Genomic DNA, 20,566 nt, shown 5'->3' with positions numbered 1-20,566 from the left:
ATTAGAGTTCCCTTAAAACCAGCAGCGGTGATTTATTAACCACGCCCCGCACGCCCCAATAGCCAGCCAGTCCCACGAATAATGCGCCTATCAGTGGCATGATTCCCCATAAATAGATATTGGGCACATAATCCATATGCATGACCTGCGTATATAAAGTATAGAGGATAATTTCCGAAATCAGGACGGCCAGCAGGCCCGATATCAATCCCAGTAAGGTAAACTCAATCAGGTGGGTTTTCCTCAGGAACGCACGGTTCGCGCCCAGCGTGCGCATTAAAGCGCCATCGTAAATCCGGTCGTCCAGCGTCGAATAGACGGCCGCGAACAACACCGTGAAACCAGCCAGCAAGGCAAAGTACAGCAGATAATTGATGGCTGCCGTCAACTGGGTCAGGATGGTTTTGAATTGCTGCAGAATCAAATCGACTTCCAGTATGGTTGTGCTGGGAAATTTTTTGATCAGATCATTCAACAAGTTTTTCCGGTCTTCGGGCAGGTAAAAACTGGTGATGAAGGTGCTCGGATAACCGTCCAGCGTGCCGGGCGAGAAAATCATGTAAAAGTTCGGTTTCATCGTATCCCACTGCAGATCGCGCAGGCTGGACACCGTCGCTTCAAACTGCTCGCTGCCGACGGTAAAAGTCAACCGGTCGCCCACTTTGATTTTCAGGCTCTTGGCCAGCTTTTGCTCGACGGAAACCAGCCCGGCCCGCTCCGATTGCCACCAGCGGCCGGCCGTGATCTTATTGTCCTCGGGCAACTCTTTTGACCAGGTCAGGCTCAATTCCCGGTGTGTGGCGTTTTCGCCCTGCGTGTCCTTGCTGACTACCTGCTGCACCGGCGTCTGGTTGATCTCGACCAGTCTTCCCCTGACCACAGGATAGAACCGGCTGCCGGCGATTTGCTGCTGCTCGAGCTCCTGCTGAAAGGCCGGTTGCTGGTCCGGGAAAATATTCAGCGCGAAATGATTGGGTGCCTGCTCTGGCAGTTGCTTGTGCCAGTTGTCGAGCAAATCGGTGCGCACGGTAAAACTGAGCAGCATGGCCACCAGCGTCAGGCTGAAAGCCAGTATCTGGCTGACGCTGGCCCGGCTGTTCCTGAACAGGCCCTGCAGGCCGAAGCGCCAGATCAGGCTCATATGCGGCAGCAATCGGCGGGACATTGTCAGCACGGAGTAAACCAGCAGCCCCAACAACAGTAATACTATCAAGCCGACACCGATAATCGTCGCGGTCATTTTGACATCATCGGTATAGCGCCAAATTAATACCGACACCAGGCCGATGGACAGCCCATAGATCAGCCATGCGCTGCTCGGCAAGGGTTCCAGGTCGCGGCGCAACACGCGCAGCGGTGAAACTTGTTTCAGGCGCAGGATGGGTGGCAAGGCGAAGCCCAGTAAAATGACCATACCGGTGATAAAGCCGAAAAAAACCGCCAGCAGGCCGGGGTTGGCGACTTGCGCGGGCAGCAGCCCCCTTAACAGATGGAACAGTGCTTCCTGGGCGAACCAGCCCAACAGGCAACCGGCGGCGCTGGCCAGCATGCCCAGCACGACAAACTGGCAGCTATACAGCCACAGGACTTCACGCTGCTTACAGCCCAGACAGCGCAGTATAGCCGTGGTATTGAAGTGCCGCTCCGTGTAACGGCGCGTGGCCATGGCGATGGCCACGCCGGCGATCAGAATCACGACGATGCTGGACAGGCCGAGATAACGTTCGGCGCGGCTCAATGCCGAGCCCAGTTCCGGGCGGTCCTCGTGAATATCCATCAGCCGTTGCGACGGATTCAGCCGCGGTTTGATCCAGCGGTTGAATTGGGATAGCGCTTTGCTGTCGCCGCTGAACTGGAAGAAATAATGCACATGGCTGCCGGGCTGTATGACGCCGGTGGCCTTGAGATCCTGCTGGCTGATCATGACGCGCGGCGAAAAGCTGTAAAAATCGCCGCGCTTGTCGGGCTCGTAGGTAATGATGCGGCTGACGGTCAGTTTTTTCTCGCCGACGGTCAGGGCATCGCCCAGGTTGAGTTTAAGGGCGGACAGAATGCGTTTATCGACCCAGGCCGTGCCGGGTTCAGGCCCTTTATCGACGCTCGTTTCGGCCAGATAGTCCGAAGTCGTGGTTTTCAGATAGCCGCGCAGCGGGTACAAGTCGCTGACGGACTTGACGCCGGCCAGCAGCAGTTCGTCGTTTTCCATCAGCACGCTGGAGAACTCGACCGTTTGTGCCTGGGCCAGATTGAGCTGGTCGGCCTTGGCGAGCCAGGTTTCGGGAATCAGGGTCGGGCTTGCGATGACCAGATCCGCCGCCAGAAATTCGGCCGCTTGCGTGGTCATCGTGCGCTGCAGACGGTCGGCGAACAGTGAAATGGCTGTGGAACTGGTGACCGCTATGATCAGCGCCAACACCAGGATGGTCAGTTCGCCGGAACGGCTGTCACGCCATAATAATCGAAGTGCCAGGTTAAAACGGGTCATACGATATGTCCTGCTTCCAGTTTAATAACGCGCTGGCAGCGTGCGGCCAGGGCCGGGTCATGCGTGACCAGGATTAATGTCGTGCGGTTTTCCTGGTTCAGCTCGAATAATAATTCAATGATGTACTCGCCGGTTTTGCTGTCCAGATTGCCGGTCGGCTCGTCGGCGAACAGAATGGCCGGTTCGGTGACAAAGGCGCGGGCCAGTGCCACGCGTTGCTGTTCGCCGCCGGACAGCTGCTTGGGGGTATGCGACAGCCGGTGCGACAGGCCGACCCTGTCCAACAGGGCAGTGGCCGAGGCTTGGGCGTTTCTGTCGCCGGCCAGTTCCAGCGGCAGCATGACGTTTTCCAGCGCCGTCAGGCCGGGCAGCAATTGAAATGACTGGAAGACAAAACCGACCAATTCGTTGCGTACGGCGGCCCGGCCGTCTTCGTTCATGACCGTGATGATTTTGCCGTCCAGGGTAATTGAACCCGTGCTGGGCGTATCCAATCCGGCCAGCAAGCTGATCAATGTGGATTTGCCTGAACCGGACTCGCCGATAATGGCGATGCTTTCGCCGGCGTTAATGCTTAAATCGATAGCCGACAGGATTTCTAATGTGCCGTCGGAAGTTTGGACCGATTTGCCGAGATTTTCCGTTACTATAAGAGGTTTGAATGTTTTATCAGCTTGAGGATACATGATGGTTAGATTTTTAGTTGCCTTGATAGTTTCGCTAATGTCCATGACAGCCATGGCTAAATCGATTGTCGTACTCGGGGATAGTATCAGTGCCGGCTATGGAATTGAAGTCCAGCAGGGTTGGGTGGCTTTGTTGCGGCACAAGCTGGCCGAGGAAAATGCTTCTTATGAAATCATTAATGCCAGTATCAGCGGCGATACGACGGCCGGCGGCCTGGCACGCATAGACAAGATCCTGGCAACGCATCAGCCGGAAATTGTACTGGTGGAGCTGGGGGCCAATGACGGCCTGCGCGGCCTGTCACCCAAACTGATGAAGGATAACCTGGCCGAAATCACGCGGCGCGCCCAAAAAGCCGGCGCTAAGGTCCTGCTGTTGAGCATGCGCATTCCGCCGAATTACGGCAAGCGCTATACCGAGATGGTGTATGGCGTCTATCCACAATTGTCGGAAGAACTGGGCGTGCCGTATATGCCGTTTATTCTGGAAGATGTCGCGTTGGTGAAGGAACTGATGCAGCCGGACGGCCTGCACCCTAATGCCAAGGCGCAGCCGATGATTGCCGATAAGGTTTGGCTGCATCTGCAGCCGCTGCTGAAGTAGCCCAAACCGCGGCCCCTCCTTTGCGGCAGCGCGTGATAATAAGCTGCACCCCGATGGCTGATTCCAATCATTGGCCGAGGCGGAATAATAGCGTTATAGTATCCAATCCGCTCTGCCGATAGCACATGCAAAACGCAATCGGCGGCAAGGTATTTTTCATATCGCTATAAGCAGGTATTCAATGAGAGAGTTACCCATGAAATTGACACTGGATAAAGCCAACCAAATCATACAAGCAGCTACTCGCAAAGCCCGGCAATTAAAGCTGGCACCGCTGACCGTGGTCGTTCTGGATAAAGCCGGCCATTTAAAGGCCATGCAAAGAGAAGACGGCGCCACCATGATCAGGCAACAAATTGCGACAGCCAAAGCCTGGGGCGCGGTCAATATGGGAATCTCATCGCGAAGTCTGGAAGCCGTGGCGGAACAGCGGCCGGAATTTATGAATGCCTTGGTGGGCATGGCGGATGGCAAAATAATGCCGGTTCCGGGCGGCGTTCTGATCCGCGACGAGGGCAATAACCTGATAGGCGCTGTCGGTATCAGCGGCGATGTTTCGGATCAGGATGAGCGTTGCGCGATTGCCGGTATAGAGGCAGCCGGATTTATTGCCGGCGTTTAAGCTGTCAAGGTCGTGTTGCCGGAGAGGGCATCGCGCGGCCGGGCTCTTCTTTGCCTATCCCTGCAAGGGCATAAAGTTGCTGCAAAGAACACAGAGCGGAACTCTGTGTTCTTAGAGATTGGCAAGCACCGCTCTATTTTATTGAGCCGGTTTGGCCGGTGCCGTTTCAGGTACCGGCACCGCATCCTGGGGCTGGGAGTATTTTGAGGGTTGTTCCAATTCTGCTCGCCGATTGCCTTCGCCAAACAAGGTCGCTGCGACCATGAACAATATGGTCGAGATTATAAGAACCCAGAAACGGTCCGGCTTCTTCATAAAGAATAAAGGCCATTGCGGCTTGATCATGCCGACGATGAAAAAAATTAATGTCAGGATTCCGATGTTAAAAGCGGCGTGTATCATTCTATTACCCGTTAAACTTACATTTGGATGAATTTACATTATTATTATCTGGGTGGTTGTTTTACCACGGCGGACTATTTTAAAGGTTTCATTGATTTAGTTCCGAAAATTTAATGGTGATTCTTTCAGAGTCATAGACTGCATGCTGAAATTCCGCTGTCCGGTTCCCCATCAAGAGCACGTTTTTACGGAATGGCACGAAGATGCCAGGTGAAGCGCCGGCTAAACGGATTTCCTCATGAATAATAACAATAAGGGGGATGTATGACTGAGTTTGTTTTAGCGTTACTGGTTTTTGCCGTGGTGCTGGTGTTTATGAGTGTTAAATCCGTGCCTCAGGGCATGGAATACACGGTCGAGCGGTTCGGCAGATATACCAACACGCTGACGCCGGGGCTGAATATTATCATGCCGGTCATAGACCGCATCGGCAACAAGATGGTCATGATGGAACAGGTCATGGATGTGCCTTCGCAGGAAATCATCACGAAAGATAATGCCATGGTCACGGTCGACGGCGTGGTTTTCTATCAGGTCATGGACGCGGCAAGAGCCGCCTATGAAGTCAGCAAGCTGGACTGGGCTATCTTGAACCTGGTCATGACCAATATCCGTACCGTTATGGGATCGATGGACCTGGATGAATTATTGTCGCGCCGTGATGATATCAATGCCCGGCTGTTGGCTGTGGTCGATGACGCTACGGCGCCCTGGGGCATCAAAGTCACGCGTATCGAAATCAAGGACATTGCGCCGCCCAAGGATCTGGTTGAAGCGATGGCCCGGCAGATGAAGGCCGAGCGCTTGAAACGTGCGTCCATCCTCGAGGCGGAAGGCGCGCGGCAGTCCGAGATCCTGCGTGCCGAAGGCGAGAAGCAGGCCGTTATTCTGGAAGCCGAGGGCCGCAAGGAAGCCTCCTATCGCGATGCCGAAGCCCGGGAGCGTCTGGCTCAGGCGGAAGCGAAAGCGACCTTGATGGTGTCCGAAGCCATCAGCAAAGGCGATATCCAAGCCGTTAACTATTTTGTCGCGCAGAAATATATCGAGTCCTTGCAAAATATCGCCGCGGCCGATAACAGTAAGCTGATCTTCATGCCGCTGGAAGCATCGGGTGTCATCGGCGCCATCGGCGGGATTTCGGAGCTGGCGAAAGAAGCGATGGCGAAAGCCAATCCTCCGGCCTAGAGGTTGAACCATGGCGGAACTGGAATTTGTTTTTTGGCATTGGTGGGTGTTAGCGCTGTTTCTGCTGGTTGTGGAAATATTAGTGCCGGGCTTTTTCTTTGTGTGGCTGGCGATTGCCGGATTTATCACAGGTTGCCTGTTATGGCTGCTGCCATCGATCAGCATGGACGTCCAGCTGGCGGTTTTCTCGGTATTGTCGGTGCTGGCCATCGTCGCCTGGCGATTCTATGCCAGAAAACATCCGATAGTCTCGGACCAACCCTTGCTGAACAGACGCGGCGCCCAGTATATCGGCAGGGTATTCAATCTGTATGAGCCGATTGTGAACGGCCAGGGCAAAATAAAAGTCGATGACTCGATCTGGAAAGTGCACGGCGAGGACTGCGATATCAATACCAAGGTGAAAGTCACGGCCATTCGCGGCACGGTCTTCGATGTTGAAAAAGTTGAATAGCCGCTGTAAAGACAACAATTATGGCAGGCGTCAGGGAGCGCGGGTCAATGGGTTCGAAAATTGCCAAGTACTCAGTCAGCCTTGTTCTGACGAGTAAAATTTTCAGAGTATTGACTGATGTTACGAAACTGTAGGGTCGAATTCACTTGTGCCCTTTAGGGTATTCGACCTGTGACACTCGCGATATACAGGCAGTGCGAATACCCATGGGGCACAAGTGCCTGCTCCGCGGCAAAATTTGACCTAATCATAATTATTTCAGTACCGATTGTTAACCGGCCTGTTCATTTTCCTTGATTCCCAAGCGTTTTAATCTGGCAATTCCTACGGATTGATATCCTGATGCCGTAAAATGAACAGACACGTAGGGGCGAACCTGTGTGTTCGCCCTTGCTCAGCGGTTCGTCTTTGGCCTGTGGTTCTCCGATAACCCATTGCGCACCCGAAACATAAATTATCAGGCGATTTCCATGTGAAATAGTATTCTTGTAGTGGCTGAATTAGCTGCGGAATGTCGGCAAGTGGATTCGCGCCTGCTTTAAAGCCCGGTTAGCAGGGGCTCAGGCTTTAAACAGCGACACCAGCTGATGCAGCCTCTTCAAATCTTCCGGATTTGAACCCCGGCCGTAGCGCAGCTTGATGAATACGGCGGTGATCTGATCGATCTGTTCGGATTGCTCGGGCAACTGGGTTTTCACGCGTTCGGCAAAATCCTTTGCTCCTTCGTTGTCGTTTTTTATGATCCCTTTGTGAACAAGTTTTTTACAGAAGCGGTTGTACAGTCGTAAAACCCGATCGGTCGCTTTCTGTTTCCGATATAACAGGAACCAGGACAGTACCGCGGTTATCAAACCGATCAGGCCGATCATCCAGTACAGCATGACCTTAATGTTCTGTATGCCCCAGGATGCCAGAAGCTGGAGTTGACTCAGGCTGTTATAGTTGATAATCCAGCGCTGCCAATTGTAATCGGCGCTGGTCCAAAGCTGGCGGACCCCTTTCAGCCAATTGAATGCCGCCAGGGTTTTGGTGTCGGGACTCACGAAAGTGACGACACCGCTGGCGATTTGCCGATCGACATTGATATCCTGCTCAATTCTTTCCGGCGCAATGGCTTCCGTCGGATCGAACCGAACCCAGCCTTTGTCCTGTAGCCAGACTTCGGTCCAGGCATGGGCATGAGCTTGTCTTATTTCCAGAAAATTGCCGACTTTGTTCAGTTCACCGCCTTGATAACCGGTGACAATGCGTGAAGGGATCCCGGCGACACGCATTAAATAGACGAAAGCCGCGGCATAATGGCTGCAAAATCCATAACGGGTATCAAATAAAAAAGTTTCAATCGGATTATCCTCCATTAGCGGCGGCGTTAATGTGTAATAGAAGTTCTCCTTCCTGAAATACCCTAATAACTGCTGAATATAGGTTTCGGGCGGGCTGTCGAAACCGTGCAGTTGCCGGACCAGTTGGTTGATTTTGCCCGATGGTTTGCCGGGCAGTTGCGTGGCTTCCTGATATTCGGTCTTGGTGATATAACCGGTGTTGTATTGCGGATACGACGTCACTTGATACTCGGCGCGTTTTTCGGGCATTTCCGAGCTGATGAGCTGATAATTGGCGTTCAGGCTTAATGACGATGAGTATTTTGCCGGCATATCCAGGGCAAAAACCCAGGGTTTATCTTGTGGTTCCATCAGCAAGGTGTACTGATAGGGGGTACCGGTAAATTCAGGCTGGTCGAGAAATCTATTAAAATGCCGGTTTGCCGATTGTGTCCACTGCCGCCCGTCCGTAAGCGTCATGACCGGGCCGCGCCAGTAACGTTGAGCCTGCGGCGGAATGGCGCCTTTGAATTTGACCCGGAAAACCAGTTCGTCCGACAAGCCGAGGCTACTGATCGAGCCCGGTTCCATACTGTCGCTTAAACCGGACCTGGTTTGAGGCTCTTCGGTAAACAGCATCCACCGTGGCGCTTCAACGCGCGGAAACAGAAGGAATAGAACGCCCGCAATCGGCATGGCTTGAGCGATAACAATGGCCGCCGTTTTTAAGGCCGGCAGCGTTTGCGGGCGCAGACTGTTAATGCACACCAGCACCGCCAGAAGCACACAGCAGACGGCCATAATATAAGCGCCCATGAGGATGCTCTGCTCATACAAAAACTGCGAGGCGGCGACGATAAACGCCAGATAGATGATCAGATAGATGTCGCGCTCGGTCTTGATCTCCAGTAATTTCAGCGCCAGTCCGATAACGAACAGGCTGGTTCCCGGATCGCGTCCGAACACGCTTCGATGCTGGCTGTACAGCAGCGCAATGCCGAGAACGGTCAGTAGCAGAACAAACCAGTTGGAGGGCAGCCAGCCAGGTTTCCAGATGCCGATAAAGCGCCAGCCCAGGAGCAGGAAAAAAAAGCCGAGGATAGCAACCGGCAGGTGATAAACGTGAGGAAAAACGATCAGTCCGATAGACGACAGTAAAAAGATCAGGGTGCTTTTGTTAAATTCGGCGGACATGATTTTTAAAACAGAGCCAGTGTTTCCAAACATTCTTGCGCATGCAGGGCGCCGTGGTTGGGCGCTATCTTATAACCGGGCAGCGATAAACCGTAATGAATGCCGGCTTTGTCGGCATCGATCACCCAGCGGCATAATTGGCTTAAGCGCTCTTCCGTATGGTGTCCCGAGGTAGCATTGTAATCGAGCCAGATTTCGGCCGCCCCTTCTCCGCCATACTGCTTGCTGAACAGTCCCTGGCCTTTGGCAAACGCTTTCCAGTGTATCTGTTTGATCGGATCGCCGGCCTGGTATTGCTGGACGCCGTAAAAGTCATCCGTCCCTTTTTTGCTGATCCCTTGCCCGGACTGAACCGATGGCGATTCCGGCAGAGGACTGTCGGCGCTCGCGGGCTTGGGATAAACCAGCAACTTAAGGCCCAGCCGTACTGGCGACCAGGCGCGAAACAGGCCGAATGGATACGTGCTGGCAATCGTGACCGCGCCGGCTTCATGCCAGCCTCTTTTTCGGGTTGGGGAATAAAGCGTAATCAAACGTTTGCTGTATGCCGGGAGGTCCAGGCTCTCGGTTTTCCGCAGCGCGAGTTGTAAACTGTAGCGTTCGATCGAAGTGGGATTATTGATGGAAATGCCAAATTCCGCGGCTTCTTCCGCAAACACGGCCTTGCAATGGCCTTTATGCAACACCAGGCCGGAGAGTGATTTAAAGCTATGCAAAATTGTGACAAGAAAGATGCCGGTCAATAAAAAAGTCAGCAAATAGGCCAGGTTGTTGTTATAAATAAAGGCGATCAGCAATAACAGTATATTCAAGACGATGAAGCCCAGGCCGCGTTGGGTCGGCATGATATAGATGCGCCGATGCGTTAATGTCACCGGTCCATCGGTGGCTTTTTCGGCTGAGGCAAAACGGCTTCGGCGCCAGCGTTTATTCAGTGCAAACGTGTTCAATGGACGGCTACTTTTTCCAGTAACGGCGCGACGATAGCGTCTGAATGGCTGTGGCCGGATCTCAGCCGGTGTCCGGCCACGGCGGCCAGTACGGCCTGGATATCTTCCGGAATAACCGCGTCACGGCGGTCCATGAAAGCCCAGGCCTTGGCGGCGGTAAGCAGCGCCAGGCCGGCGCGCGGAGACAGGCCGCAGTGATAGTCCGGTGATTCACGCGTATAAGCGATAATAGCCTGTAAATAGTCCAGCAGGGCAGGGGAAGCGTAAACCTGCGCGACAGCCTGCTGCATCCGCATCAGGTGCTCCGACGGCAATTGAACGGGCAGCGATTCAATCAGATTGTGGCGGCTTTGGCCGGTCAGCAGGGCTCTTTCGGCATCGTGATCGGGATAGCCTAGCTCCAGGCGCATCAGAAAGCGGTCCAATTGCGATTCCGGCAATGGAAACGTGCCTATTTGATGCGACGGGTTTTGGGTGGCAATCACGAAAAAGGGTTGCGGCAGTTCATAGGTATTGCCTTCAATCGTTACCTGGCGCTCTTCCATCGCTTCCAGCAGCGCGCTTTGCGCTTTCGGCGTTGAACGGTTGATTTCATCGGCCAAAATCATTTGATTGAAGATCGGGCCGGCATGAAACTTAAACACATGGTTTTGGGCATCAAAAACGGAAGCGCCGAGAATATCAGCCGGTAATATATCGCTGGTAAACTGTATGCGCTGATAGTTTAAACCGAGCAGCTTCGCCAGCGTGTGCGCCAGCGTGGTCTTGCCGACGCCGGGCATGTCTTCTATCAGCAGATGGCCGCGAGACAGCAGGCAGCACAATGCAAGGCGAAGTTGGCGCGGCTTGCCGAGAATGATCTGGTTGGCCGAATCTAATAGCTGATTAATTGCATTTTGCATAAGTGGTGATAGCATGCTAGGTTGAATGAGGGCGTATGGAAATACGGGTAAAGTAAAGCCTGTTTTTTAGTATAGAGCAAGCTTCTGAATTAAGTTAAGATTCAAGGCACGGAAACAACAGGACTTATATGAAAGAATATGAAGAAATACGTCGCAGCCTCATAGAAATGCTCGAAGAGCTGGATGAGCGGCTGACTAAAATTACCGAGGACGTCAAACACTCGGACGAGCCTTTGGAAAAGGATTTTGCAGAACAGGTGACGCAAACGGAAAATGATGAAGTGCTGGACTATTTAGGCAATACGACCCGCATGGAGATAGAGAAAATCAAGCAGGCTATTACCCGCATAGACAGCGGTGAATACGGTATCTGCTCGGTTTGCGGCGAGCCGATCAATAAGGAACGATTGAAAGCGGTGCCTTATTCCAATATGTGCATCAAATGCGCCAGCCAGTCAGAACGCTAATCGGCCTGATTGACTTAAATCCGGCTGAGTAAAACAGGAGGTTTTTCCAATGACACCGGATAAAGAGTCATTGGAAAAACCTCCTGTTTTGCATGCTTGGCTTTACGGCTGTACTTGCTTTTATCGCGAAAAGTTTGCGCCTTGTTAAACTGATGCGCGAACTTCGCGACAGGATTTTGCAACGGAACCGTCTCAAGTTCGCGCTGATTTTTACGTTTTTTCATGATTTTCCCCTTATAATAGAGCCGAGTTTGTATAACACTATACAACGCATTAATATAGCATTTTTTAGAGTAAATAACGCTTGTGAAATTCAAAAAAGATTTTGATGTCATTGTTGTCGGCGGTGGTCATGCGGGTACGGAAGCGGCGTTGGCGGCTGCCCGGTGCGGCGTGAAAACACTGTTGTTGACGCAAAATATCGACACCCTGGGACAAATGAGCTGCAACCCGGCCATCGGCGGCATCGGCAAGGGCCATCTGGTCAAGGAAGTGGATGCGTTAGGCGGGATCATGGCGCGGGCCATTGACCTTGGCGGCATCCAGTTCCGCACCCTGAACGCCAGCAAAGGCCCGGCGGTCAGGGCCACACGCGCCCAGGCTGACCGCAAATTATATAAGCAGGCGGTTAGAAGCGCGCTGGAAAACCAGCCCAACCTGTCCATATTCCAGCAAACCGTATCCGATCTGATGGTCGAAGGCGATAAAGTCGTCGGCGTCAAGACTCAGATGGGCTTGAACTTTTCGGCACGAGCCGTGGTGTTAACGACCGGTACGTTCCTGGGCGGTAAAATCCATATCGGCCTGGAAAACTACAGCGGCGGCCGCGCCGGCGACGCCGCCTCGATTGCCCTGGCCGAGCGCCTGCGCGAACTGCCCTTCCGTATCGATCGCTTAAAAACCGGCACCCCGCCGCGTATCGATGGCCGCACGATCGATTTCAGCAAGCTGGCTGTGCAGCACGGCGACGATCCGGTGCCGGTCTTTTCCTTTCTTGGCAAGCGCGAACAGCATCCGCGGCAAATACCGTGCTACATCACGCGCACTAACGGCGAAACTCATGACATCATCCGCTCCGGCCTGGATCGCTCGCCGCTGTATTCGGGGATCATAGAAGGCATCGGTCCACGTTATTGCCCTTCCATCGAAGATAAAATCATGCGCTTTGCCGACAGGGATTCGCATCAGATTTTTGTCGAGCCTGAAGGACTGGATACCCATGAAATCTACCCGAATGGCATTTCCACCAGCCTGCCTTTCGATGTGCAGTATGAATTCGTGCGTTCGATGCTGGGTTTTGAGAATGCCGAAATCGTGCGTCCCGGCTATGCCATCGAATATGATTTTTTTGACCCGCGGGATCTGAAATTCTCGTTGGAAACCAAGCACATGCAGGCGCTGTTCTTCGCCGGGCAAATCAATGGCACGACCGGGTACGAAGAAGCGGCCGCGCAAGGCCTGATCGCCGGCCTGAATGCCGCGTGTCTGGTGCAGGGGCTGGAAAGCTGGTGCCCGGGACGCGACGAGGCTTATATCGGCGTCATGATCGACGATCTGATCACGCGCGGTACGCAAGAGCCGTATCGCATGTTTACCAGCCGTGCTGAATACCGGTTATTGCTGAGGGAAGACAACGCCGATCTGCGCTTGACGGAAAAGGGGCGCGAACTGGGCCTGGTCGATGATGAGCGCTGGCAGGCGTTTGAATCCAAGCGCGAAGCCATTGCCCGCTTGCAGGGCGATCTGAAAAAAAGATGGATCAGGTCTGAAACCGAGGAAGCAGCGCTGGCTGCCGAGTACTGGGGCAAGCCTTTAATGCGCGAAAGCAATTTGATGGACTTGCTGCGCAGGCCGGAAGTCGACATCAACCGATTGCTGTTGTTTTTAGACGCTGATGCGCCTGTTTCGGAGCAGGTTGCCGAGCAGGTTGAAATCCAGGCCAAATATGCCGGTTATATAGACAGGCAGCAATCGGAGATAGACAAGGCCTTGCGCTATGATCATCTGCGGCTGCCCGACACCATCGACTATAAAGGCGTTCCAGGCCTTTCCAACGAAGTCAGCGAAAAACTTAAAAATCAGCGGCCCGAGACTTTGGGCCAGGCATCGCGTATTCCGGGCATTACCCCGGCCGCTATTTCGTTGCTGCTGGTATATCTGAAAAAGAAAACCGCCTGATGGATGCCTGTCGTAAAATCCTGGTTGCCGGGCTGGAGGCCTTGCATCTGTCCGTTGATGAAGACCAGGTCGAGCGTCTGCTGAACTTTATAAAGCTGATTGAAAAATGGAATAAAGCCTATAACCTGACCGCGATTCGCGACAGGGATGAAATGGTGCGGCTGCATTTGCTCGACAGTCTGGCCGTGCTCCGCTTTGTTGAAGGCCCGCGCGTGATCGACATAGGGACCGGTGCCGGATTGCCCGGCATTCCATTAGCCATCTGCCTGCCTGAAACCGAGTTCGTCTTGCTCGATGGCAATGCCAAAAAAACCAGGTTCGTACAGCAGGCGGTGCTGGAATTAAAGCTCAAAAACGTAGCCGTCAGTCATAGCCGCGTGGAACAGTATCATCCGGAGCATACCTTCAATACCGTGATCACGCGCGCTTTCGCCAGTTTGCCAACGATTGTTGAATTAACGGAGCATCTGCTCGGCAAGGGCGGTGTGGTATTGGCAATGAAAGGCCAACGCCCGGATGAGGAGCTGGAGCGCATGCCGCAGAAAGTGGCGGTAATACCGATCCATGTGCCGGGAATAGCAGCTGAAAGATGTCTGGTTCGAATAGAATCTCTTGAAGAGACCGAGGTAAAGTAGTAGTGGCAAAAGTAATAGCCGTAACCAATCAAAAAGGCGGTGTAGGCAAAACGACCAGCAGCGTCAATCTGGCTGCATCACTGGCGGCTTCCAAACGCCGCGTGTTGCTGGTCGATCTTGATCCCCAAGGCAACGCGGCCATGGGCTGCGGCATCGACAAGCTGGAAATTCAATATTCCAGTTATGATTTATTGATGGAAGACGTACCGGTGGCGGAAACGGTTGTGCATCTGCCGGAAATCGGTTTTTCGGTCATTCCCGGCAACTCCGATCTGACAGCCGCCGAGGTGCAGTTGATGAAGGCCGAGCGCAAGGAACTGCGTCTTGCCGATGCGTTAATGCAAATTAAAGGACAATATGATTATATCTTGATCGATTGCCCGCCTTCCCTGAATATGCTGACTTTGAATGCCATGGTGGCGGCAAACAGTTTATTGATTCCGATGCAGTGCGAATATTATGCCCTGGAAGGTTTGTCCGCCTTGATGAGCACGCTGAGAAACATTCAGGAGACCGTCAATCCGGAACTGCACCTGGAAGGTATTCTGCGCACGATGTTTGATGACAGGAACCGCTTGACCAAGGATGTTTCGGAGCAATTGATCCGGTATTTCGGCGATCAAGTGTTCAGGACCTGCATACCCAGGAATATTCGCCTGGCCGAAGCGCCAAGCCATGGCGTGCCCGTGCTGATTTATGATAAAACATCGCGGGGCGCCAAGTCTTATATGGCATTGGCAAATGAAATGATCAAAAAAGAAAAAAATAAGTCATGACTTTAAAAAAACGTGGACTAGGCCGCGGTTTGGAAGCGTTACTGGTGGATGTGCCTGCTAAAGATCGCAAGGATACCGCAAAGACAGATGCAAAACCGGTAGAGCAGCGCCGGGAACAGTCGCCGTCGATTACCAGCAAGCCGGAAATATACCCTCTGGAGCGTAAGGAGCAATTGCCGGGAAAAAGCCAGGGGTCTGTTGCCGCGGAAAAACAGCCGAAGCCGGCGCCTGCCACTGTTGAAAAAGTTAATGAGCAGGCGACGATAGCGGCGGCTTTGATCAAAAATGTTCAACGGGAAAACCATAATCTTTTAGAGGAAGCTGAGTCTTTAATAAGTTTGCTGGATGAGTTCGAGTTGATGGTCCGTCGTTTCGAAATCGATTGACTGGAAAAGCCAAAATTATCATCCGACTGGCGGCAGTCAGCTAGTACTCAGTCAATTTAATTATGACGAGAACATTGTAGGTGCGAATTCATTCGCACTATTTGAATACTCTGCAAATTTCACTCGTCGGAACAAGGCTGACTAAGCACCAGTTTAAAGATCAACCATTGTGAGTAGACGGGCCAGGTATTGCGCCGGCGACCAAAACGATTAACAAAGAAGAACGCATGACTTTAAAAAAACGTGGGTTAGGCCGAGGGCTGGATGCCTTGTTAGGCGATGTTTCCGCTAAAGAGGAAAAACATCAGATTCAGACTCTGCCGATAGAATATATGCAGCGCGGCAAGTATCAGCCGCGAAAAGACATTAATCCGGAAAAATTGCAGGAGCTGGCCGATTCCATTAAGGCGCAAGGCATCATACAGCCTGTCGTTGTGCGGAAAATTGCCCAGGAAAAGTACGAAATCATTGCCGGAGAGCGTCGCTGGCGTGCGGCGCAGCTGGCCGGCTTGCAACAGGTGCCGGTGGTGATCAAGGAAATAGATGACCGGGCGGCCATGGCGATCGCGCTGATTGAGAACATTCAAAGAGAAGATCTGAATCCTCTGGAGGAGGCGGATGCTTTAAAAAGACTGCTGGAGGAATTTGCCATGACGCATCAGCAGATTGCCGATGCGGTCGGTAAATCACGGACGACGATTACCAATCTATTGAGGCTGATGGAACTGCACCCCGAGGTGAAAAAACTGTTGGTCAACGGCCAATTGGAAATGGGGCATGCAAGAGCGTTGCTGTCACTCGATGCCGTCAAGCAAGTCGCCGCCGCCCATAAAATCGTCAGGGAAGGTCTGACGGTAAGAGCGGCGGAGCGGCTGGTTAAGGATAGCCAGGCTGAGCCGAAAGCACAGAAAGCCAAAATCATCGATAAAGATACCTTGCGTTTACAGGAAGACCTGACGGCAAAACTGGGCGCGAAAGTCTTGATCAATCATAAGGAAAATGGCACCGGCAAGCTGGTCATAGCCTATTCCAGTCTCGAGGAACTGGATGGGATTCTTGAACAAATCAAATAGCCGGCTCGGCAACAGATGGGAATAACCTACAAAATTTATAAGGATATTTTTCTTGCTTTCTTGCTTTAATGAAAGCTGATGGCTATAATTCATGCCGCTATTGTATATGGAGCTTGAGCATGACAGCTGCAAATGAAGTGACTGTCGGTAAAATCTTAAGTTACCAACTACTGATAATAATAATAACAACAGCCGGGTTTGCAATTTTAGGGGGATGGCCTAAAGCCCTATCGCCTGCCTTGGGCGGAGCAGCAGCTTTTATTCCTAACCTTTATTTTGCGTTGCGCGTACGAAGAGCCGCAGGGCAGGAGCCTAAAAAGATCGTCAGGTCTTTTTATGCTGGAGAATCGGGAAAGTTATTGTTAACAGCTGCGCTGTTCATTTTGATTTTTCAAATCCCAAATATAGAAATATTACCGCTGCTGGCTGGCTATGTGTCGGCTTTATCAGCTTTTTGGTTTGTGCTCATTATGCGCTGACGCAATCATTTTTTTTAATATTTAGAGAGGAACGATGGCTACCGAAGCTCATGCCGCCGAAGGTGCAACCGGATATATCATTCACCATTTGACTCCGCTAAGTGTAGGCGAGGGTTTTTGGACATTGCATCTTGATACCTTATTTTTCTCTGCAGTATTAGGTGGTCTGTTTGTCTGGTTTTTCAAAATGGCCGCCGAAAAAGCGACAGCCGGTGTTCCGGGCCTGGTGCAAAATTTTGCTGAAATGCTGATTGAATTTGTAGACAGCCAGGTTAAAGACAGCTTCCACGGTCACAGCAAGTTAATCGCGCCGCTGGCATTAACGATATTCTGTTGGGTCTTCCTGTGGAATTTCATGGACTTGTTCCCCGTTGACATTCTGCCGTTGATCGGATCGATGATGGGCATTGAGTATCTGCGCGTCGTTCCCAGTACGGATCTGAATGCGACATTCGCCATGTCGATATCGGTTTTCTGCCTGATTATTTTCTACAGTATCAAAATAAAAGGCCCATGGGGCTTTGCCAAGGAATTGATGTTTCAACCTTTCGGGCCATGGATGCTGCCGTTCAACCTGCTATTGAAAGTCGTCGAAGAAATAGCAAAACCCATCTCACTGGCACTTCGTTTGTTCGGCAACCTGTATGCCGGCGAACTGATCTTTATTTTGATTGCCCTGCTGCCTTGGTTTATTCAACCGGTGTTGAGTTTCCCATGGGCGGTGTTCCACATTCTGATTATCACGCTTCAAGCATTCATATTCATGGTATTGACAATCGTTTACCTGAGCATGGCGCACGAAGACCACTAATTTTTACAACTTTTTTATATCAATACTACGTTTGGAGGTATCATGGAAATTGCATCTTTAATTGCTGATGTACAAGGTATGACTGCTGTTGCAGTTGGTCTGGTTTTAGGCCTGGGTGCTTTGGGAACAGCTATCGGTTTCGGTCTGCTGGGTGGAAAATTCCTGGAAGGCGCGGCTCGTCAGCCGGAAATGGTTCCTATGTTGCAAGTTAAAATGTTCATCGTTGCAGGTCTGTTGGACGCGGTAACAATGATCGGTGTTGGTTTGGCGCTGTTCTTCACATTCGCAAACCCATTCCTGTCTGCTGTACAAGCCGCCGCAGCTGGTTAATTTAAAGCTGTTTAACTTAATCGCAACAAGAGGAACGCATCGTGAGTATCAATGCTACTCTGATTGGGCAAATGATTACATTTGCACTTCTGGTATGGTTTACCATGAAGTACATATGGCCACCTTTATTTGACTCTTTAGAAGAACGTAAAAAGAAAATCGCTGACGGTTTGGCTGCGGCTGAAAAAGGTCAGGAAGAAATGCAACTGGCCGAGAAAAAGGCCAAGAGCGTTTTAAAGGAAGCTAAAGAACAATCATCCGAGATTGTTAATCTCGCTCAGAAGCGTGCCAATGAAATTGTCGAAGAATCGAAAGAAATCGCTAAACAAGAAGGCGACCGCATGATTCTGGCGGCACAGGCACAGATCGAGCAAGAAATGCAGCAGGCTAAAGAAGGTTTGCGTCAAGAAGTGGCTGCTCTGGCTGTAAATGTAGCGGAACAGATTCTGAGTGCGGAAATCGACAAGGCCAAACACCAAGACATCGTAAGCAAAGTCTCTAATCAACTAGGTTAAGCATAATGAGCGAACTGGCAACATTGGCAAGGCCTTACGCAGCGGCTGTATTTAAAAGGGCCAAAGAAACCGGCACGACTGCAAAGTGGTCGCAAAGTTTGGCATTTATGTCGGCTGTCCTGAGTGATGAAGAAATTTCTGTTGTAGTGGATAACCCCAAAGTTAGCAAAGAAAGGTTATCGGCGCTGATGCTTGATATCTGCCAGGGGCAAGTTGATGAAGAGAATGCGAATTTTCTGAAATTGCTTGTTCAAAACAACCGATTGACCTTACTGCCTTATATCACGGAAATATTCGAAACATATAAAGCGGACGATGAAGGTTATATCGATGTTGAAGTAACGACTGCCTATGCATTCTCCAAAGAAGAAAAGCAGACGTTCGCTTCAAAACTGGAAAAGACACTGAGCAAAAAAGTTCATATGAACGTGACCGTGGATAAGTCCTTAATCGGCGGCGTTCTGGTTCGAGCAGGCGACAGAGTAATTGACGGATCTATCAAAGGCCAGCTTCAACAATTAGCAAAAAGGCTCTAACTCTAGAGTGAGAAAAAGAACATGCAATTAAACCCATCTGAAATAAGTGATCTGATTAAAAAGAAGATCGAAAACTTCGACCTTAGCGCCGAAGCCCATACAGAAGGTACTGTAGTTAGCGTGACTGACGGTATTGTAAGAATACATGGTCTTTCCGAAGCTATGCAGGGCGAGATGCTGGAATTCCCCGGCAATACCTACGGGATGGCGCTTAACCTTGAAAGGGATTCTGTCGGTGCGGTGGTATTAGGTTCATACCAGCACATCACTGAAGGCGATACCGTTAAATGTACCGGTAGAATTCTGGAAGTGCCGGTTGGCGAAGCATTGCTGGGCCGTGTTGTTGATGCGCTCGGTAATCCTATCGACGGCAAAGGCGCCATTGAAACCAACGAAACCTCCCCTATCGAAAAAATCGCTCCAGGCGTTATCGCCCGTCAATCGGTTGATCAACCCGTTCAAATAGGCTTGAAATCAATTGATTCGATGATTCCCGTCGGCCGCGGCCAGCGTGAGTTGATCATCGGCGATAGACAGACCGGTAAAACGGCCATCGCGGTTGATGCGATCATCAATCAAAAAGGCACCGGCATTAAATGTATTTATGTCGCTATCGGCCAAAAACGTTCGTCCATTGCCAATGTAGTGCGCAAACTGGAAGAACATGGCGCGATGGAACATACCATTATCGTTGCCGCTTCCGCTTCAGAATCAGCTGCATTGCAATTCATTGCACCCTACACCGGCTGTTCCATGGGCGAGTACTTCAGAGACCGTGGCGAAGATGCGCTGATTATTTATGACGACTTGACCAAACAGGCCTGGGCCTATCGTCAGGTGTCCTTGTTGCTGCGTCGCCCGCCCGGCCGTGAAGCTTATCCTGGTGACGTGTTCTACCTGCACTCCCGTTTGCTGGAAAGAGCGGCGCGTATCAATGCGGCTGAAGTTGAAAAACTGACTGGCGGCAAAGTGAAAGGTAAAACCGGTTCATTAACCGCATTGCCAATCATCGAAACGCAAGGCGGCGACGTATCGGCTTTCGTACCGACCAACGTAATCTCCATTACCGACGGTCAGATCTTCCTCGAAACCGATTTGTTCAACTCCGGTATCCGTCCTGCGGTAAACGCCGGTTTATCGGTATCGCGTGTTGGCGGTGCGGCTCAAACCAAAATCATCAAAAAATTAGGTGGCGGCACGCGTCTTGACTTGGCTCAATACCGTGAGTTGGCGGCCTTCGCCCAGTTCGCATCGGATCTGGATGAAAGCACGCGTAAACAGATCGAGCGCGGCCAGCGTGTGACTGAATTGATGAAGCAAAATCAATATTCACCTATGTCGGTCGCACAAATGGCGGTTTCGCTGTTTGCCGCCAACGAAGGTTTCCTTGATGACGTGGAAGTTAACAAAGTCCTTGATTTTGAAGCTGCTTTACAGTCGTACATGAAGTCAGAACATGCTGAATTAATGAACAACATTAATGCAACTGGCGATTTTAGCGATGAAATTAGGCAGGGTATGCTGACTGCTATTCAAACTTTCATCAAAACTCATAGTTGGTAAAAGGGTCTTCA

23 protein-coding genes are annotated in these 20,566 nt (G+C 51.5%); 16 read left to right on the top strand and 7 right to left on the bottom strand.

The annotated features are described in order from the left end of the window. Position 1: 1 nt before the first annotated feature. Positions 2-2,485 carry an ABC transporter permease gene (locus METMA_RS0108970; protein ID WP_020158747.1) on the bottom strand — a complete coding sequence of 828 codons (2,484 nt, stop codon included), beginning with the start codon at positions 2,483-2,485 and terminating at the stop codon, positions 2-4. Next, positions 2,482-3,171: an ABC transporter ATP-binding protein gene (locus METMA_RS0108965; RefSeq protein WP_027147173.1), complete on the bottom strand. Its 690-nt coding sequence runs from the start codon at positions 3,169-3,171 to the stop codon at positions 2,482-2,484. The genes METMA_RS0108970 and METMA_RS0108965 overlap by 4 nt, the downstream gene beginning before the upstream one ends. Positions 3,172-3,223: 52 nt before the next feature. Between METMA_RS0108965 and METMA_RS0108960 the strand changes: the two genes are divergently transcribed. Both METMA_RS0108960 and METMA_RS0108955 read left to right on the top strand, forming a co-directional pair. Next, positions 3,224-3,775 carry an arylesterase gene (locus METMA_RS0108960; protein WP_020158745.1) on the top strand — a complete coding sequence of 184 codons (552 nt, stop codon included), beginning with the start codon at positions 3,224-3,226 and terminating at the stop codon, positions 3,773-3,775. 196 nt (positions 3,776-3,971) lie between these two features. Further along, positions 3,972-4,397: a GlcG/HbpS family heme-binding protein gene (locus METMA_RS0108955; RefSeq protein WP_020158744.1), complete on the top strand. Its 426-nt coding sequence runs from the start codon at positions 3,972-3,974 to the stop codon at positions 4,395-4,397. Between the two features lie 138 nt (positions 4,398-4,535). Here the strand turns inward: METMA_RS0108955 and METMA_RS0108950 are convergent, their stop codons facing one another. Beyond that, positions 4,536-4,742 carry a hypothetical protein gene (locus tag METMA_RS0108950; protein ID WP_232216338.1) on the bottom strand — a complete coding sequence of 69 codons (207 nt, stop codon included), beginning with the start codon at positions 4,740-4,742 and terminating at the stop codon, positions 4,536-4,538. A gap of 321 nt (positions 4,743-5,063) precedes the next feature. Between METMA_RS0108950 and METMA_RS0108945 the strand changes: the two genes are divergently transcribed. Together METMA_RS0108945 and METMA_RS0108940 are read left to right on the top strand one after the other, a co-directional pair. After that, positions 5,064-5,984, top strand: coding sequence for an SPFH domain-containing protein (locus tag METMA_RS0108945; protein WP_020158742.1), 921 nt, complete (start codon positions 5,064-5,066; stop codon positions 5,982-5,984). Positions 5,985-5,994: 10 nt separating this feature from the next. Then, entirely contained in the window at positions 5,995-6,438 is a 444-nt protein-coding gene (locus tag METMA_RS0108940; protein ID WP_020158741.1) for an NfeD family protein, read from the top strand. A gap of 560 nt (positions 6,439-6,998) precedes the next feature. Here METMA_RS0108940 and METMA_RS0108935 read toward each other — a convergent pair. From METMA_RS0108935 to METMA_RS0108925, 3 genes are read right to left on the bottom strand one after another with little or no spacing between them, the layout of a single operon-like run. After that, positions 6,999-8,987: a transglutaminase TgpA family protein gene (locus tag METMA_RS0108935; protein ID WP_027147171.1), complete on the bottom strand. Its 1,989-nt coding sequence runs from the start codon at positions 8,985-8,987 to the stop codon at positions 6,999-7,001. After that, positions 8,960-9,904 (bottom strand): DUF58 domain-containing protein, encoded by a 945-nt coding sequence (locus tag METMA_RS0108930; protein ID WP_020158739.1) that lies wholly within the window; start codon positions 9,902-9,904, stop codon positions 8,960-8,962. The genes METMA_RS0108935 and METMA_RS0108930 overlap by 28 nt, the downstream gene beginning before the upstream one ends. After that, positions 9,901-10,806, bottom strand: coding sequence for an AAA family ATPase (locus METMA_RS0108925; protein WP_020158738.1), 906 nt, complete (start codon positions 10,804-10,806; stop codon positions 9,901-9,903). Before METMA_RS0108925 ends, METMA_RS0108930 begins: the two co-directional genes overlap by 4 nt. A 128-nt stretch (positions 10,807-10,934) precedes the next feature. Between METMA_RS0108925 and METMA_RS0108920 the strand changes: the two genes are divergently transcribed. After that, positions 10,935-11,273: a TraR/DksA family transcriptional regulator gene (locus METMA_RS0108920; RefSeq protein ID WP_020158737.1), complete on the top strand. Its 339-nt coding sequence runs from the start codon at positions 10,935-10,937 to the stop codon at positions 11,271-11,273. A 14-nt stretch (positions 11,274-11,287) separates the two neighbouring features. Here the strand turns inward: METMA_RS0108920 and METMA_RS0108915 are convergent, their stop codons facing one another. Next, complete coding sequence (locus METMA_RS0108915) at positions 11,288-11,497, bottom strand: DUF7230 family protein (RefSeq protein WP_020158736.1); 210 nt, start codon at positions 11,495-11,497, stop codon at positions 11,288-11,290. A gap of 82 nt (positions 11,498-11,579) precedes the next feature. Between METMA_RS0108915 and mnmG the strand changes: the two genes are divergently transcribed. The 11 genes from mnmG to atpA all read left to right on the top strand — a co-directional run bounded on the left by mnmG (position 11,580) and on the right by atpA (position 20,555). Further along, entirely contained in the window at positions 11,580-13,451 is a 1,872-nt protein-coding gene (gene mnmG / locus METMA_RS0108910; RefSeq protein WP_020158735.1) for a tRNA uridine-5-carboxymethylaminomethyl(34) synthesis enzyme MnmG, read from the top strand. Then, positions 13,451-14,086 carry a 16S rRNA (guanine(527)-N(7))-methyltransferase RsmG gene (rsmG, locus tag METMA_RS0108905; RefSeq protein WP_020158734.1) on the top strand — a complete coding sequence of 212 codons (636 nt, stop codon included), beginning with the start codon at positions 13,451-13,453 and terminating at the stop codon, positions 14,084-14,086. Before mnmG ends, rsmG begins: the two co-directional genes overlap by 1 nt. Positions 14,087-14,088: 2 nt before the next feature. Next, the gene (locus METMA_RS0108900; protein ID WP_020158733.1) at positions 14,089-14,862 is read left to right on the top strand and encodes a ParA family protein; all 774 of its coding nucleotides are present in this window, start codon (positions 14,089-14,091) and stop codon (positions 14,860-14,862) included. After that, positions 14,859-15,248 carry a hypothetical protein gene (locus METMA_RS0108895; protein ID WP_020158732.1) on the top strand — a complete coding sequence of 130 codons (390 nt, stop codon included), beginning with the start codon at positions 14,859-14,861 and terminating at the stop codon, positions 15,246-15,248. The genes METMA_RS0108900 and METMA_RS0108895 overlap by 4 nt, the downstream gene beginning before the upstream one ends. A 227-nt stretch (positions 15,249-15,475) precedes the next feature. Then, complete coding sequence (locus METMA_RS0108890) at positions 15,476-16,321, top strand: ParB/RepB/Spo0J family partition protein (protein WP_020158731.1); 846 nt, start codon at positions 15,476-15,478, stop codon at positions 16,319-16,321. Positions 16,322-16,440: 119 nt separating this feature from the next. Beyond that, a complete protein-coding gene (locus tag METMA_RS0108885; RefSeq protein WP_020158730.1) occupies positions 16,441-16,800 on the top strand; it encodes an ATP synthase subunit I in 360 nt (119 codons plus the stop codon). A gap of 34 nt (positions 16,801-16,834) precedes the next feature. Further along, positions 16,835-17,611 (top strand): F0F1 ATP synthase subunit A, encoded by a 777-nt coding sequence (gene atpB, locus METMA_RS0108880; RefSeq protein WP_020158729.1) that lies wholly within the window; start codon positions 16,835-16,837, stop codon positions 17,609-17,611. Between the two features lie 42 nt (positions 17,612-17,653). Beyond that, entirely contained in the window at positions 17,654-17,941 is a 288-nt protein-coding gene (gene atpE / locus METMA_RS0108875) for a F0F1 ATP synthase subunit C (RefSeq protein WP_020158728.1), read from the top strand. A gap of 41 nt (positions 17,942-17,982) precedes the next feature. Further along, entirely contained in the window at positions 17,983-18,456 is a 474-nt protein-coding gene (locus tag METMA_RS0108870) for a F0F1 ATP synthase subunit B (RefSeq protein ID WP_020158727.1), read from the top strand. Positions 18,457-18,461: 5 nt separating this feature from the next. After that, positions 18,462-18,992, top strand: coding sequence for a F0F1 ATP synthase subunit delta (locus METMA_RS0108865; protein WP_020158726.1), 531 nt, complete (start codon positions 18,462-18,464; stop codon positions 18,990-18,992). 21 nt (positions 18,993-19,013) lie between these two features. Then, on the top strand, positions 19,014-20,555 hold the full coding sequence (gene atpA / locus METMA_RS0108860; RefSeq protein WP_027147170.1) for a F0F1 ATP synthase subunit alpha: 1,542 nt from the start codon (positions 19,014-19,016) through the stop codon (positions 20,553-20,555). Positions 20,556-20,566 lie beyond the last annotated feature (11 nt).

The sequence above is a fragment of the Methylobacter marinus A45 genome, assembly GCF_000383855.1.
Taxonomy (GTDB): Bacteria; Pseudomonadota; Gammaproteobacteria; order Methylococcales; family Methylomonadaceae; genus Methylobacter; species Methylobacter marinus.
This window is presented reverse-complemented; position numbering and strand designations above follow the sequence as displayed.

Bases quoted from the DNA above. Each gene is read 5' to 3' on its own strand.
- METMA_RS0108970 (WP_020158747.1), bottom strand. From the start codon at position 2,485: ATGACCCGTTTTAACCTGGCACTTCGATTATTATGGCGTGACAGCCGT.
- METMA_RS0108965 (WP_027147173.1), bottom strand. From the start codon at position 3,171: ATGTATCCTCAAGCTGATAAAACATTCAAACCTCTTATAGTAACGGAA.
- METMA_RS0108960 (WP_020158745.1), top strand. From the start codon at position 3,224: ATGGCTAAATCGATTGTCGTACTCGGGGATAGTATCAGTGCCGGCTAT.
- METMA_RS0108955 (WP_020158744.1), top strand. From the start codon at position 3,972: ATGAAATTGACACTGGATAAAGCCAACCAAATCATACAAGCAGCTACT.
- METMA_RS0108950 (WP_232216338.1), bottom strand. From the start codon at position 4,742: ATGATCAAGCCGCAATGGCCTTTATTCTTTATGAAGAAGCCGGACCGT.
- METMA_RS0108945 (WP_020158742.1), top strand. From the start codon at position 5,064: ATGACTGAGTTTGTTTTAGCGTTACTGGTTTTTGCCGTGGTGCTGGTG.
- METMA_RS0108940 (WP_020158741.1), top strand. From the start codon at position 5,995: ATGGCGGAACTGGAATTTGTTTTTTGGCATTGGTGGGTGTTAGCGCTG.
- METMA_RS0108935 (WP_027147171.1), bottom strand. From the start codon at position 8,987: ATGTTTGGAAACACTGGCTCTGTTTTAAAAATCATGTCCGCCGAATTT.
- METMA_RS0108925 (WP_020158738.1), bottom strand. From the start codon at position 10,806: ATGCAAAATGCAATTAATCAGCTATTAGATTCGGCCAACCAGATCATT.
- METMA_RS0108920 (WP_020158737.1), top strand. From the start codon at position 10,935: ATGAAAGAATATGAAGAAATACGTCGCAGCCTCATAGAAATGCTCGAA.
- METMA_RS0108915 (WP_020158736.1), bottom strand. From the start codon at position 11,497: ATGAAAAAACGTAAAAATCAGCGCGAACTTGAGACGGTTCCGTTGCAA.
- rsmG (WP_020158734.1), top strand. From the start codon at position 13,451: ATGGATGCCTGTCGTAAAATCCTGGTTGCCGGGCTGGAGGCCTTGCAT.
- METMA_RS0108895 (WP_020158732.1), top strand. From the start codon at position 14,859: ATGACTTTAAAAAAACGTGGACTAGGCCGCGGTTTGGAAGCGTTACTG.
- METMA_RS0108890 (WP_020158731.1), top strand. From the start codon at position 15,476: ATGACTTTAAAAAAACGTGGGTTAGGCCGAGGGCTGGATGCCTTGTTA.
- METMA_RS0108885 (WP_020158730.1), top strand. From the start codon at position 16,441: ATGACAGCTGCAAATGAAGTGACTGTCGGTAAAATCTTAAGTTACCAA.
- atpB (WP_020158729.1), top strand. From the start codon at position 16,835: ATGGCTACCGAAGCTCATGCCGCCGAAGGTGCAACCGGATATATCATT.
- atpE (WP_020158728.1), top strand. From the start codon at position 17,654: ATGGAAATTGCATCTTTAATTGCTGATGTACAAGGTATGACTGCTGTT.
- METMA_RS0108865 (WP_020158726.1), top strand. From the start codon at position 18,462: ATGAGCGAACTGGCAACATTGGCAAGGCCTTACGCAGCGGCTGTATTT.
- atpA (WP_027147170.1), top strand. From the start codon at position 19,014: ATGCAATTAAACCCATCTGAAATAAGTGATCTGATTAAAAAGAAGATC.